The following is a 12888-nucleotide window of genomic DNA, read 5'->3' as shown; positions in this document are numbered from 1 at the left end:
CGTCTCAGGCCTGGGCGTCGTCCGAGATGCGCAGGGTGGAACCGTTGCGTCCCTTGACCACCTGGAGCTGGGTGCTGATGCGCTGTTTCATCTCTCCCACGTGGCTCACCAGCCCAACCACGCGTCCGCCGTCCCGCAGACCCTCGAGGGCATCCATGACCTGTTCCAGCGCCTGTTCATCGAGGCTGCCAAATCCCTCGTCGACGAACAGCGTTTCGATGTCCACGCCGCCTGATTCCTGCTGCACGACGTCGGCGAGGCCAAGGGCCAGCGCCAGCGAAGCCATGAACGACTCGCCTCCGGAGAGGGTCGCGGTGTCACGACGCTGCCCGGTCCACTGGTCCACGACCTCCAGCCCCAGCCCTGACTTCTGCCCGCGGGCTGCCTTGGCATCGGTGTGCTGCAACGTATAACGTCCGTCGCTCATGCCGATAAGGCGCTCCGAAGCTGCCACCGCCACCTGTTCGAGCCGGGCGGCGAGAACGTAACTGTTCAGGCTCATGCGGTAGGTGTTGTCGCCTGCACCGCGGGCGGCGTCGGCGACGGCGGCCAGCAGTGCCGCCCGTTCCCGGGGTTCCCGTCCTGCCGCCGCCAGCTGCGCGTAGTTGGCGGTGATGGAGTCGAGGGTCCGAACTGTTTTTTCCGCGAGGCCGGCCGCGAGTTCCGCGTCCCGCGCCGAGCGTTCCGCAGCCACGGCGTCCGCGCGGAGCTGGTCCACGAGTTCTGCCACGAAGGGCCCGGCGGTGTCCCGTTCAGTTGCCGCCAGGACCAGGTCCTCGCTGGCGAACAGTTCTTCGATCCGGGCGGCCTCGTCCTGCGCTGAGCGGATGGCAGCTTCGAGAGCCGCTGCTTCGGGGGACGGGAGCAGCACGGCCCGGGCAGCGTCCGCGGACTCGAAGCCGGCGCCGGGAAGCGCCAGCTCCAGGTGTTGCCGGGCTTCGAAGGAGCGGGCGGTGGCCTGTTCCAGCCGGGTCCGGGCCTCGTCCGCGTGTTCCAGCACGGCCGTGGTGGCCTCCAAAGCCGTGATGCGGGCTGCCAGGACCGGATGGCCGGCCCGGAGTTTATCGAGGGCCAGTTCCAGGGATTCGGCCTGTTCCCGGACTTCCGCGAGGGTGGATCCGGTCTGGGCGATACCGGAAGCCGCAGCCGCCAGGCCCTGCTCCGCGCCCGCGATCTCTTCCTCCAGCTGCGCATGCCGTGCACGGTTGCCGACGAGGTCGGTCGCCGCGCGGCGCGCTTCCGCGGCACGTTCCTTGGCCAGGGCCGCCTCGTGGGCAGCGTCTTCGCACGCGGTGTCGCCACCCTGTGCCGCCAGCACGGCGATGCGCTGCTGGGCCTCGGACAGTTCGCGTTCCAGCGCGGCCAGGGCGGTCTCCGCCAGCTCGCAGGCGTGCTGCGCGGTTTCTTCGGCTTCTGCCACGGTCAGGGCAGAGGCCGCGGCCGGGGCGGGCGCCGGATGGTCGGGGCTGCCGCATACCGAACACGGGATGCCGGGCAGCAATTGCGATGCCAGCTCCGCGGCTGCGTTGGCCAGTCGTTCCTCGCGCAGGTCCAGCCAGCGCTGGCGAAGGTTTTGGTAATTCGTCCGGGCGGCACCATGGCGCTCCGTGACGGCCGTACAAACCGTCAGGGCGTCGGCGTGTCGCCGGACCAGGACAAGCAGCTCCTCGGCGGCGGCAGCTTCCTTGGTCCGCATCTGCTCCTCGCTGGCCAGTTCTTCGAGCGGGCGAAGTCCTGCGAGCAGGCTTTCCGATTCGTGGCGCAGCACGGCCAGGGCGGCAGTTCCGGACGCGTGCTGGTCCTCCAGACGGGCCAGGTCGAGGCGAAGCTGCGTGCTGCGGCCACGGAACCCGGCAAGCCTGGCCTCGTCCGGGAGGCGCTCCTCCAGCACCGCCCGTACCGAACGCAGTCCCCGCAGCGCAGCGCCCAGGGCGCCGGAGTCCACACCGGTGCCGTCTCCGGGGACCATACCGCCTGGGCCGCCTCCGGCCGAGACGCCCGGCCCGGCGTCCCCCGTTCCGCCTCGCAATACCGCGAGTTCAGGGTCTGTGTGCGCCGCGGTCTGTACTTCCTCCGCGGCAGCAGCCATGGCGGTGGCTGCGGCTTCCTCGGCTGTTCCGGCACTGTCCACGGCCTGCAGTTGGCCGCCAAGAACTTCGGCCTGGCGGTGCAGGCCCAGCTGCCGGATCCGGGCGGCCGTGGCGGGGGCCGCCGCCTCCGCCGTGGAGCGCCGGATTTCGGCCGCGGCAAGCCTGGCCACCCGCGCGGCGCGGGCCGTCGCGGCTTCACTGGCGGTCAGGCGGTCGGCGCGCACCCCGTCCGCTTCGGTCGCTGCAGCCCGTAACTGCTCAGCGGCGCCAGCTGCTTGCGCTTGCAGCCGGGTCAAAAACAGGTCCGGATCTGCCTTGTCCGGAGCGACTTCCGTGGCCAACTCCAGCGGGGCAGTTTCGGCCTCCGCCTGGGCGAGGAGGAGTTCCAGCTGCGCAGTGATGGTGGCGACCTCGGCCCGGGCTGCCTGCGCTTTCCGGGCCAGCTCCTGTTCCACGGCTTCGAAACGCTGGGTACCAAACAGGCTCTGGAGCAATTCGAGGCGGTCGGTGGCTTTGGAGCGCAGGAAGGCGGCGAAGTCGCCCTGCGGCAGCATCACCACCCGGGTGAACTGCTCCCGGTTCATGCCCAGGACGTCCGCGATCTCAGCGCCGGCCTCGTCGTTGCGTCCGGACTTCTCAATCCATTGCCCGTCCACACGTTCCCGGAGCAGCGTATTGGCCTGCTGGACGGTGAAGCCGTTCTTGCCCCGGGCACTGGGCTTGTCCCAGGCCGGCGAGCGGGAGACCTCGAAGTGCCGCCCCCGGGCGGAGAATTCGCACGTGACCCGGGGTTCCGCAGCGGCCTCGGCGTGGTCGCTGCGCAGCCGTTTGCCGTCCTGCCGCGCGCCGGGCACCGAACCGTAGAGTGCAAAGCAGATGGCGTCCAGGACGCTGGTTTTACCGGCTCCCGTCGGACCGTTCAACAGGAACAGGCCGTGGGCGCTGAGCCGGTCAAAATCGATGTGCTCCGTGGCGGCGAACGGACCAAACGCGGAAATCTCGAGGCGGTGGATTCTCACAGGGACATTCCTTCCAGGCGCACGGAGTCCAGGGCTTCGGCGAGGACGGCGGCCTCATCAGCGCCGGCTGCCCGGCCACGGACGTGTTCCAGGAAGCCGCAGCACACGGAGAGGTCGTCCTGGGCCGCGGCGAGCCTGCTGCTGTAGCTCATTTTCGCGGCGGCCCCGGCGCCTTCGGGATCGAAGCCCAGCACCAGGGTGTCGGGAAAACGCGAGCGCAGCCTTTCCATGGCCTGCGCCGGGCGCTGGGCGTCGGTCAGGGTGATCTGGCAGTAGGCGGTTTCGGCCCAGGCGTGGTCATCGTCCGTGAGCAGTTGCTCCAGCTTGCCGCGCAACACGGCCAGCGTCCGGGGGGCTTTCCAGAGGACCTCGCGGATCCCGCCGACGCCGTCCGCATCGACGTCCAGGAGCCAGCTGCCCTTGCGGTGCTGCGCTTCGGAGAAGGAGTATGCGAGCGGCGATCCGGAGTACCGGACAGTGGGCGAGAGTTGCTGCCGGCCGTGCAGGTGGCCAAGTGCCGTGTAACTGAAGCCGTCAAACAGATCCAGCGGCACGGCGCCGACACCGCCGATGCTGAGGTCCCGTTCGCTGTCGGAGCTGATCCCGCCGCTGGCGAAGGTGTGGGCAAGCACCACGGAATGGACCGTACGGTTTTCGGCCCGGGCGGTAAGGTCGGCGCGGATGCGTGCGGTGGCGGCCCGCGTCACCTCAAAGTGGCTGGCGGTGTCGACCCCAAGCTGTTCCGCCACGAGCCGGGGTTCCAGCCAGGGAATGCCGTAGATGGCGAGCACAGGCCCGGCGCCGACGTCGGCGTCCGCCCCGGCGTCGAGCGGCAGCAGCACCGGCTGGTCGAGGTCGGTGAGCCGGGTGCGCAGGTGCACTCCCCCACGTTCGAGCAGCCGGGAGGCAAAGCCCAACCGGATGGCGGAGTCATGGTTGCCGCTGGTCAGGACCACCCGGGCGCCGGCGCCGGTAAGACCGACCAGGGCGTCGTCGAGCAACCGGATGACGTCGACCCCGGGCAGCGCGCGGTCGTAGACGTCGCCGGCGATGAGGACGACGTCCACGGCCTCCTCACGGACGTAGGTAACGAGCTGGTCGATGAAGGCGCGCTGGGCATCAAGCATGCCGACGCCGTGGAAGGACCGGCCCAAGTGCCAGTCCGAGGTGTGCAATAACCGCATGCTTCTACGCTATCGGCTGCCACCGACAGGATTGCGGCACCGCTCCGGCGCACGGCTACTTGCCGCGATCTCCGCGCTCTCCATCAAAGAACGCCCGGGCCTCATCGCTGCCGGCCGCAGGCGCCGAATTCTTCTCGAGGCCAATCCGTTCCGCCCCGGGCAGTTCCACCCCGTCAATGGTGGCGACAGTGTCCACGGCGTCGTCGTCGTCCATCTGGTCAGCACCGTCCACGGGGGCGGCCGTGCCGGCCGGCGTCATCAGGGCAACCCCACGGAACACGAGTCCGGCGAGTGCAGCGCCCACCAGCGGAGCGACCCAGAAGAGCCAGAGCTGGCCGAGCACGTCAGGGTTGCTGAAGATTGCCGACGCGGTGGCCCGCGCCGGATTGAAAGGAGCATTCCCGGGCGCCTGGCCGAACTGCAGGAGCACCGCCGTGGTCAGGCCGACGGCGAACGGCGCCGCCAGCCGCGAAGGGTTCCGCTCCGAGGTGGTGCCCAGGTAGACGGCCACGAGGAGGGCGGCGCCGAGCACCTCGATGAGCAGCACCCCGGCCAGGGGGACCTGGATGACGGAGTTCTCACCGAAGCCGGCGGCGACTGTGTCAAAGGCGGTCCTGGAGTCGGCGATGCTGGGAATGGTACGCACGATGCCGAAGAGGGTGACCGCGCCGAGCAGGGCACCGGCCACCTGGGCACTCACGTACGCCGCCGCGGCTACCGGACGGATACGGCCTGCAACAGCGTTTCCCGCGGTCACCGCGGGATTGAAGTGGCCGCCGGACAGATATCCGAACGCCAACATCGCGGCGGTGACCGCGAGCCCTGCCGCGAGCGACGCCGACAAAGGATTCGACTGCGGAAGGGTGAAGAGCGGAACGCCCAGGCCCGCGACCACCACAAAGAACGTCCCGAGGGCTTCGGCGGACACCCTCCCCAGCAGCCCGGGCGCCGCTTCCAACGAAACGGCCGGCCGTTGGGACGGCTCAAGGGCTGACGCGGGCGTCTTCATGGTCGGGAATTCCTCCGTTTGGGTCGGTTCGTTTTGGTCGGTTCGTTTTGGTCGGTTGGTTAGGGTCTGCTGCTGGCGACCAGCGAGCAGTCTGTCAGCGGAATCTGGACGTTCGCTGGACTTGCGCCCTGCTGGGGCCGGAAACGGGGCGGGGTAAAATTCTCTGTCATGAGCACTGAGCCCGCCCGCCCCGCCGCCCCGGCGCCCAGCCCGTCGCACGCCTCCCGGATCCTCGGCTGCCTGCTGGGCGGCGCCCTCGGCGATTCGCTGGGCTACGCCGTCGAATCCAAGGACATTGCCACCATCCGTGGCGCGTTCGGTAAGGACGGACTCCGGGATTTCGCCGCGCTCGACGGCGGCAGTTCGATTTCCGACGACACGCAACTCACCCTGTATACCGTGGACGGACTGCTGGAGGCGCTGGAATGGGCCAACTCGGGCGTGGCCGCGGACACGAACGCGTGCCTGTGGCTGGCGTACCTGCGCTGGTTCGCCACCCAGGGTGCGCCGGTTCCGGAGGCGGCACCGTTCCAGCCGCCGCGCTGGATCGACTCCCACAGCGTCCTGAAGCACCGCCGCGCGCCCGAGCAGGCCTGCCTGAGCGGTCTGGCGACCGGGGCGATGGGCACCTACTTCCGGCCGGTCAACCCCGAATCGAACGGCCACGGAACGGTGATGCGGTCGGCGCCCTTCGGCCTGATCCCCTACATCGCCGCCGCCGACGTCTACAAGCTCAGCGCCGACGCGGCCTCGTTGACCCACGGGCACCCCGCAGCGCGGCAGGGCGCCGGCGTTTTCAGCCTCGTCATCCACGCCCTGGTGGCCGGCCAGGGGCTGCGCCCTGCGGCGGAATACGCGCTCGGGCAGCTAAACGCCGGCATGCTGCGCAAAGACGAAACAGTTGCCCCGCTCCTCCTCGCACGGCTGGACACCGCCCTCCGGCTCAGCGCCGAGGGCACGCTGCTGGAACCCGAGGACCTGGTCCGGGAACTCGGCGAGGGCCAAAGCGCGGAGGAGGCACTCGCCGTCGCCCTCTACGCAGTGCTCGCCACCGAACCGGACCGTTCGGCGCACCCCGGCCCGGAACAGCACTTCCGGGCGGCGATCGCCGTCGCGGTCAATCACAGCGGGAACAGCGGCTCCACCGCGTCGATGGCAGGAAACATCCTGGGCACGTTCTACGGCGAGGACTGCCTGCCGGCGGGGTGGCTGGAGCGGCTTGAAGCACCGGAGGTCATCCGTGGCATGGCCTCCCGTTTGGCGGCCGTCACCGGCGCCTGACCCGGGACCGGCGGGCACTTGCTGTGCCTAGGCGCGGCGGGCACTTGCTGTGCCTAGGCGCGGCGGAGTGAAATGTTGTTGCAGGCCTCGCACACGTCCTCGGGGATCAGGCCGTGGCGCTGCAGGAAACCAAAGACGGCGCAGCCCAGGCAAAATCCTGCGAACGCTTCCAGGGAGGCCGCTACGATCAGGACCGTCAGCAAAATCCATGCTGCGGGCCCCAGCCCGGCGGCCAGCAGGACGACGGCGGCGGTGGACAGCGCAGCCCCGATGCCCTGGGCGAAGCGTTTCGGCGGACCCGGAACCAGCCGGGTCTTGCCCAGCCGCGGCGTGAGGACTTTGACGGACAGCTGGGCGAGGGGCGAGATCCGCGGGCCGAACAGCACACGCAGCCAGAACCCGGCGGCAATGACGGCCAGGCCCCAGCCGAAGCCGGTGAGCAGGGTCAGCACCGACACCAACACCACCAGCGCCGCCGTGACCCGGGCCGCATATTCATTGACCGGGTTGGGAAACGCGAAGACCGTCCGCCAGGGGGATGCGCTGCGCGCGGTGGTTCCGGGTGCCGGCGGCGCGGCGGGCGGCGCAGTCAGGTTGCTCATTGTTCAAGGCTAGGAGCGGCGCTGCCGCCCGCGAAAATCCTGTTGCGCAGTATGACCGGGAAGGGGGTCAAGCCTTAGAGGTTGGGCGGCAGGGTCAGGAAACCGCGGCGGAGGCCACGTGGCCGCCGACCATCTGCAGGAACTCGCCTTCGGAGAGAACCTCGATCCGCTGGCCGCGCTCGTGCAGTTCCAGCACCCGGCGCGCCTTGCCGGTGAGCCTGCCGGAGCGCAGGTCGGCGGCGTCGAACCCGTCGCCCACCACCAGGACGGTGGTGCGGGCGGTGACGCGGCTCTCCGGCCGTGCCCCGTGCTCGGCGGTACGGATCTTGGCCTCGGGACGGGGTATGGCGAGTTCTCCGGTGAACACCACGGTCTGGCCGAACAGGGGGTGGCCAGCCTCGGCGAGAAGGTTCGGCGGCGGGTTGGCGCCCTCTTCCGGCCAGCCGGGCAGGTAGGCCCGCACGGCGGCCGTCGCGGAGGGACCTGCCGCCAAGGCGTCGAGGGCTGACTGGCTGGCTTTGGAGAGGGGATCACGCAGCGGGTGGAAGGCCTCCTGCCGGGACACCGCCAAACCCAGGGAAAGGTACAGTTCGGCGATGCTGGCGGCGCCGTTGCGGGCGGCGATATCGATCAGGATGCCGGCGCAGGCGCGGGCGTCCTCGGCGGCGTCGTGGTGGTTGACCAGTGGCACGCCGGCTTCCTGGGCCGCGTACGGCAGGGAATTGGACACCAGCGAATAGCAGCGGCGGGACAGCATCACCGTGCAGACATAGTCATACGCCGGGCCGGGCAGGCCGGATACTTCGAGGCCGGAACGGATCACCCCGAGGTCGAAGGCGGCGTTGTGGGCGGCCAGCACGTCTCCGCCGATGAACGCACCGATCTCCGGGAAGAGCTCCCCGAAGCGCGGCAGCCCGGCCACTTGCTCGGGCCGGATGCCGTGGATCCGTACGTTGTGGTGGTCAAAACGGTCATGGTTTTGCGGCGGCCGCATCAGCCACGAGGCTTCCTCGACCACGACACCGCCACGCACCTTGCTGAGCCCAACCGCACACGGTGAACCACGGAAGCCATTCGCGGTCTCAAAGTCGATCGCTGTAAAGTCCAAACCCACGCTCCAACATTACCGCCGGGTCCGGGCCTTACCCGTACCGGACGCCGCCGTGGCTGAGGCGGCCGTGCGACTTTGCCGGGACTATCTTGCAGCAGGCTTGGCCGGCCGCCCGCGCCCGACGTCGGGGGTCAAGTACCCTTGACTGGTGAACCTTTTAGCTTTGAATGACTTCGCCGTGTCCACGCTCGGCGGTGCAGGCCCGGTGCAGCCGCAGCTCGCCTCGTTCCTGCCCGACTGGCTGAACCCCCAGGTCTTCCTGGCCGATCCGGCTCTGGCGCCGTGGGTGGTACTGCTGGTCTGCGGCATCATTTTCGCCGAGACGGGCCTGCTGATCGGCTTCTTCCTGCCGGGCGACTCCATGTTGTTCACGGCAGGTCTCCTGGTGGCCACGGGAACCATCAAGGTCAATCTCTGGGCCTTCGTGGTGATGATCATCATCTCGGCAATCCTTGGTAACCAGGTCGGATACCTGATTGGATCCAAAGCGGGCCCGGCGATCTTCAACAAGCCCAATTCCAAGCTCTTCAAGCGCGAGAACGTCGAGAGCGCCCATGCGTTTTTCGAAAAGCACGGCGGCAAGGCCCTGATCCTGGCCCGCTTCGTGCCGATCATCCGGACGTTTGTCCCGGTGATCGTGGGCGTCGCCCAGATGAGCAAGCGCAAGTTCTTCGTGTTCAATGTGATCGGCGCCGTGCTGTGGGGTGGCGGCGTGACCCTGCTGGGCTTCCTGCTGGGCGATACCTTTCCCTGGGTCCGCGAAAACCTCGACATCATCTTCATCGCCATCGTCCTGGTGTCGGTGGTTCCGATCGCCATCGAGGTGGTCCGCGGCTTCGTGGCCAAGCGCCAGTCCGAGAAGTACGGCACCGACATCGTCGAGGAATTCATCGAGGAGCACGAACCCGAAGAAGACCGCAAGACGCCCTAAGCCCTGTTCCGGCCCGGCAGCACGGACCGGACGTCCGGATCAAGAACGCAGGCAGAAGGTGCCCCACACCGTGGGGCGCCTTCTGCCGTATCGGCGTGCAGGCAGAAGCCCCGAGGGCCAGGCTACTTCCCGGCCAGCGCCGCGACGACCGCGGGGAGCAGCGCCCGGAACGCGTGTCCGCGGTGGCTGATCGCGTTCTTCTCCGCCGGGCTCAGCTCGGCGCAGCTACGGTCCAGTCCGGTGGGCTGCAGCACGGGGTCGTAGCCGAAGCCGCCGGCTCCGCGCGGTTCGCGCAGCAGTGTTCCCTCCAGCTGCCCGTATTCCACCACTTCCCGGCCTTCCCCCGCCGCGTTTCCCGGCACGGCCAGTGCCGCGGCGCAGACGAAGGCGGCACCGCGGTGCTCATCGGGAACGTCGGCAAGCTGGTCGAGCAGGAGCTGGAGATTGGCGGCGTCATCCCCGTGGCGGCCGGCCCAGCGAGCCGAGAAGATGCCGGGTGCGCCACCGAGGACGTCGACGGCGAGCCCGGAGTCATCGGCGATTGCGACCAGCCCGGTGGCTTCCGCCACTGCCCGCGCTTTCAGCAGCGAGTTCTCGGCGAAGGTCACCCCGGTCTCGGCGACGTCGGGGGCGCCGACGGCGCCCGCGTCCACCACCTGGGTGTCAACGTCGAGGCCGGGAACCTGCCCGCGCAGGAGTTCCCGGAGTTCCCGGACCTTGCCCTGGTTGTGGGTGGCGAGCACCAGCACCGGCGCCAGGCCGTGCGGCGCTGCACCTTGCGGGGCGGCGTCTGCGGTCACGGAGCTTCGGCCAGGGTGTCGCGCTGGATGGCGGCGAGCTGCTCGGTCCCCAGCAGGGCCAGGTCCAGCAGCTTGTTGAGCTCATCACGGTCAAAGGGGGCGCCTTCGGCGGTGCCCTGGACTTCAACAAACTTTCCGGAGCCCGTAACCACCACGTTCATATCGGTTTCCGCGCGGACGTCCTCGACGTACGGCAGGTCCAGCATCGGAATGCCGTCGATTATACCGACCGAGACAGCGGCGATCGTATCCGTGAGCGGCTGGGCGTTGCGGGCGATCATTTTGTTCTCGCGGGCGAAACGGATGGCCTCCGCCAGCGCCACATAGGCGCCCGTAATCGCTGCGGTACGGGTGCCGCCGTCAGCCTGCAGGACGTCGCAGTCGAGCACGATGGTGATCTCGCCGAGGGCCTTGGTATCGATAATGGAGCGCAGGGACCGGCCGATCAAGCGGGAGATCTCGTGGGTCCGGCCACCCACCTTGCCCTTAACGGACTCACGGTCGGAGCGGGTGTTGGTGGCGCGCGGGAGCATGGCGTACTCGGCCGTGACCCAGCCGCGGCCTTCGCCCTTGAGCCAGCGCGGGACGCCCTCAGTGAGCGAGGCCGTGCACAGCACCCGGGTGTTGCCGAACTCGATCAAGGCCGATCCCTCGGCCTGCTTGGACCAGCCGCGGGTGATGCTGATCGGACGGAGCTGATCGGGAGTGCGGCCATCGGCGCGGATAACGGGGGCAGTAAGGGCTTCGGAAGTCATGCCCCTAGCTTATCGACCCTGACCGGGCCGGCCGGGCACACCGTGCGGGCCGGCCCGGCTCAGATGGTGTAGTGCACTCCCGCAACGGCCACGGCCACGTGCTGTCCGAAGACTCCCCTGGCTTCGGCCATGACGGTGGTCGGGGACGTCCAGACCGGGATGTGCGTGAGCAGCAGCCGGCGGGCACCCGCGGCCACGGCGGCTTCCCCTGCGCGCTTGCCGGTCAGGTGCACGTCCTTGATGCCGTCGTCGCGTCCTTCCTCGAAGGCCGCCTCGCACAGGAACAGGTCCGCGTTCCGGGCCGCGTCCTCCAGCCCGCCGCAGGCATCGGTGTCTCCCGAGTAACTCAACACCCGGGTGACGGGGTTGCCGTCCTTGTCCGGTTCGGTGACCTCGACGCGGAGCGCGTAGGCCTCCTCCACCGGATGGTTGACCGCATACGGCGTGACCGTGAACGGTCCCATGGTCACCGGCTTGCGCTCGGACCAGTTGCTGAAGTCGAATTCCTCATGCATGCCGGGCTCCAGTGCCAGGCCGTAGGCCGTGGCCATCCGGTCCGCGGTGGCGGCGGGCCCGCAGACCGGGATCCTGCCGCGCCCCCAGCCGCCGGGCTTCCACCGCACTGCGACGTGGAGCCCGCACAGGTCCATGCAGTGGTCCGGATGCAGGTGGGTAAGGAAGATCCCGTCGATGTCCTCCAGGTCCGTGTAGCGCTGGATGGCGCCGAGCGCACCGCTCCCGAGGTCCAGGACGATCTTCCAGTTCCGTTCGCCGTCGTTGGCGGTCAGCAGGTAGCACGACGCCGGCGAGCCGGGACCCGGAAAGGATCCGGTGCAGCCCACGATGGTCAGCTTCACAGCAGCGTTCCCCCGCCCGCGGACCCGCCCACGAAGTTGGAGATCCGCGGACGGTGGGTGCCGGCCTGCGCGGCGGCAAGCATCTCCGGCGTGATCCTGGCCAGGCTCCCCGTGGGGTACTGCGCTGCGACATGGTCCACGTGGCGGACGCTGAGAACTTCGGGGCCCAGGAAGCGGCGGGCCAGGTGCTCGAACTGTGCGGCGTCACCTGTGGCGATGAAGTTGTGTGAGGGAGCAGACGTGTCGGTCCGTTCCAGCCCCCGGGAGGCCAGAGCGCGGTATACGTCCTTGGCCGTTTCCTCGGCGCTGGAGACCAGCATGACGTCCTCCCCCAACACGAAGGAGATGACGCCGGTCAGCAGCGGATAGTGGGTGCAGCCCAGCACCACGGTGTCCACGCCGGCCGCCGTGAGCGGCGCGAGGTAGTCGCGGGCGACGGCCAGCAATTCGGGACCGGTGGTGATGCCGGCCTCCACGTAGGAGACGAAGGCGGGGCAGGCCACCGAGGTGATGTGCAGGTCCGGGGCGGCGGCGAAAGTGTCCTCGTACGCGCGGGAGCCGATGGTGGCCGAGGTGCCGAGAACACCGACGCGGCCGCTGCGGGTGGAGGCGACGGCACGGCGGACAGCCGGCTGGATCACTTCGATGACGGGGATGCCATAGCGGGCGGTGTAGCGCTCGCGGGCGTCCCGGAGCACAGCCGCGGATGCGGAATTGCACGCAATGGTCAGCAGCTTTACGCCGGAGTCCACCAGTTCATCCATCACGCCCAGGGCATTGGCCCGGACCTCGGCGATGGGAAGCGGACCGTAAGGGCCGTGGGCGGTGTCGCCGACGTAAAGGATGGATTCGTTGGGCAGCTGGTCGATGATGGCCCGGGCCACGGTGAGTCCGCCGACGCCGGAATCGAAGACACCGATGGGCCGCGATCCCATCAGGCTGCTGGCGGTATTGCTCGCTGGGGAGTCCGCAACAGCACGCGCTGCCGGATCAATGCTCGATGCTGAAGTCATGATTATTCGAGGATAGGGCTAAGCCAAGGGCGCAGCCATCACATTGTGTCAAGCAACTCGTGTCTGATGGGTCACACCCGGGGACCGGCCCCGGCCGCCGGGCCCCAGCGGCAGGCCGGGGCGGGACGCTGAGGATGCGCCGGCGTCATATCGGTCCGGTACGCGAAAGAATTCGAAGCAATCTCAATGATGTTGTCAACGGACTCCCGCGACCGATATGCTTGACGCCTATACCC

Annotated in this window: 11 protein-coding genes; 2 read left to right on the top strand and 9 right to left on the bottom strand. The window is 68.9% G+C overall.

What is annotated here, in order from left to right; genetic code table 11:
- Positions 1 to 4 precede the first annotated feature (4 nt).
- The 3 genes from RCH15_RS09810 to RCH15_RS09800 are packed head-to-tail and all read right to left on the bottom strand — an operon-like array spanning position 5 to position 5302.
- Positions 5 to 3109, bottom strand: coding sequence for an SMC family ATPase (locus tag RCH15_RS09810; protein WP_326960431.1), 3105 nt, complete (start codon positions 3107 to 3109; stop codon positions 5 to 7).
- Entirely contained in the window at positions 3106 to 4293 is a 1188-nt protein-coding gene (locus RCH15_RS09805; RefSeq protein WP_326960430.1) for an exonuclease SbcCD subunit D, read from the bottom strand. The genes RCH15_RS09810 and RCH15_RS09805 overlap by 4 nt, the downstream gene beginning before the upstream one ends.
- Before the next feature lie 55 nt (positions 4294 to 4348).
- Positions 4349 to 5302 carry an MIP/aquaporin family protein gene (locus RCH15_RS09800; RefSeq protein ID WP_326960429.1) on the bottom strand — a complete coding sequence of 318 codons (954 nt, stop codon included), beginning with the start codon at positions 5300 to 5302 and terminating at the stop codon, positions 4349 to 4351.
- 168 nt (positions 5303 to 5470) lie between these two features.
- Between RCH15_RS09800 and RCH15_RS09795 the strand changes: the two genes are divergently transcribed.
- Positions 5471 to 6583: an ADP-ribosylglycohydrolase family protein gene (locus RCH15_RS09795; protein ID WP_326960428.1), complete on the top strand. Its 1113-nt coding sequence runs from the start codon at positions 5471 to 5473 to the stop codon at positions 6581 to 6583.
- A gap of 53 nt (positions 6584 to 6636) precedes the next feature.
- Here RCH15_RS09795 and RCH15_RS09790 read toward each other — a convergent pair whose 3' ends face one another.
- Both RCH15_RS09790 and RCH15_RS09785 read right to left on the bottom strand, forming a co-directional pair.
- Positions 6637 to 7185, bottom strand: coding sequence for a DUF4395 domain-containing protein (locus RCH15_RS09790; RefSeq protein ID WP_326960427.1), 549 nt, complete (start codon positions 7183 to 7185; stop codon positions 6637 to 6639).
- Between the two features lie 94 nt (positions 7186 to 7279).
- The gene (locus tag RCH15_RS09785) at positions 7280 to 8299 is read right to left on the bottom strand and encodes an exonuclease domain-containing protein (RefSeq protein WP_326960426.1); all 1020 of its coding nucleotides are present in this window, start codon (positions 8297 to 8299) and stop codon (positions 7280 to 7282) included.
- Positions 8300 to 8459: 160 nt separating this feature from the next.
- Here RCH15_RS09785 and RCH15_RS09780 point away from each other — a divergent pair, with 160 nt between their 5' ends.
- The gene (locus tag RCH15_RS09780) at positions 8460 to 9227 is read left to right on the top strand and encodes a VTT domain-containing protein (RefSeq protein WP_326960465.1); all 768 of its coding nucleotides are present in this window, start codon (positions 8460 to 8462) and stop codon (positions 9225 to 9227) included.
- Positions 9228 to 9349: 122 nt separating this feature from the next.
- Here RCH15_RS09780 and rdgB read toward each other — a convergent pair whose 3' ends face one another.
- The 4 genes from rdgB to murI are packed head-to-tail and all read right to left on the bottom strand — an operon-like array spanning position 9350 to position 12652.
- Positions 9350 to 10027: an RdgB/HAM1 family non-canonical purine NTP pyrophosphatase gene (gene rdgB / locus RCH15_RS09775; RefSeq protein WP_326960425.1), complete on the bottom strand. Its 678-nt coding sequence runs from the start codon at positions 10025 to 10027 to the stop codon at positions 9350 to 9352.
- Positions 10024 to 10782 carry a ribonuclease PH gene (gene rph, locus RCH15_RS09770; protein WP_326960424.1) on the bottom strand — a complete coding sequence of 253 codons (759 nt, stop codon included), beginning with the start codon at positions 10780 to 10782 and terminating at the stop codon, positions 10024 to 10026. Before rph ends, rdgB begins: the two co-directional genes overlap by 4 nt.
- Positions 10783 to 10841: 59 nt before the next feature.
- On the bottom strand, positions 10842 to 11639 hold the full coding sequence (locus tag RCH15_RS09765) for an MBL fold metallo-hydrolase (protein ID WP_326960423.1): 798 nt from the start codon (positions 11637 to 11639) through the stop codon (positions 10842 to 10844).
- Entirely contained in the window at positions 11636 to 12652 is a 1017-nt protein-coding gene (gene murI / locus RCH15_RS09760; protein WP_326960422.1) for a glutamate racemase, read from the bottom strand. The genes RCH15_RS09765 and murI overlap by 4 nt, the downstream gene beginning before the upstream one ends.
- Between the last annotated feature and the right edge of the window lie 236 nt (positions 12653 to 12888).

Source organism: Arthrobacter sp. MP_M4 (assembly GCF_035984855.1).
Taxonomy (GTDB): domain Bacteria; phylum Actinomycetota; class Actinomycetes; order Actinomycetales; family Micrococcaceae; genus Arthrobacter.
This window is presented reverse-complemented; position numbering and strand designations above follow the sequence as displayed.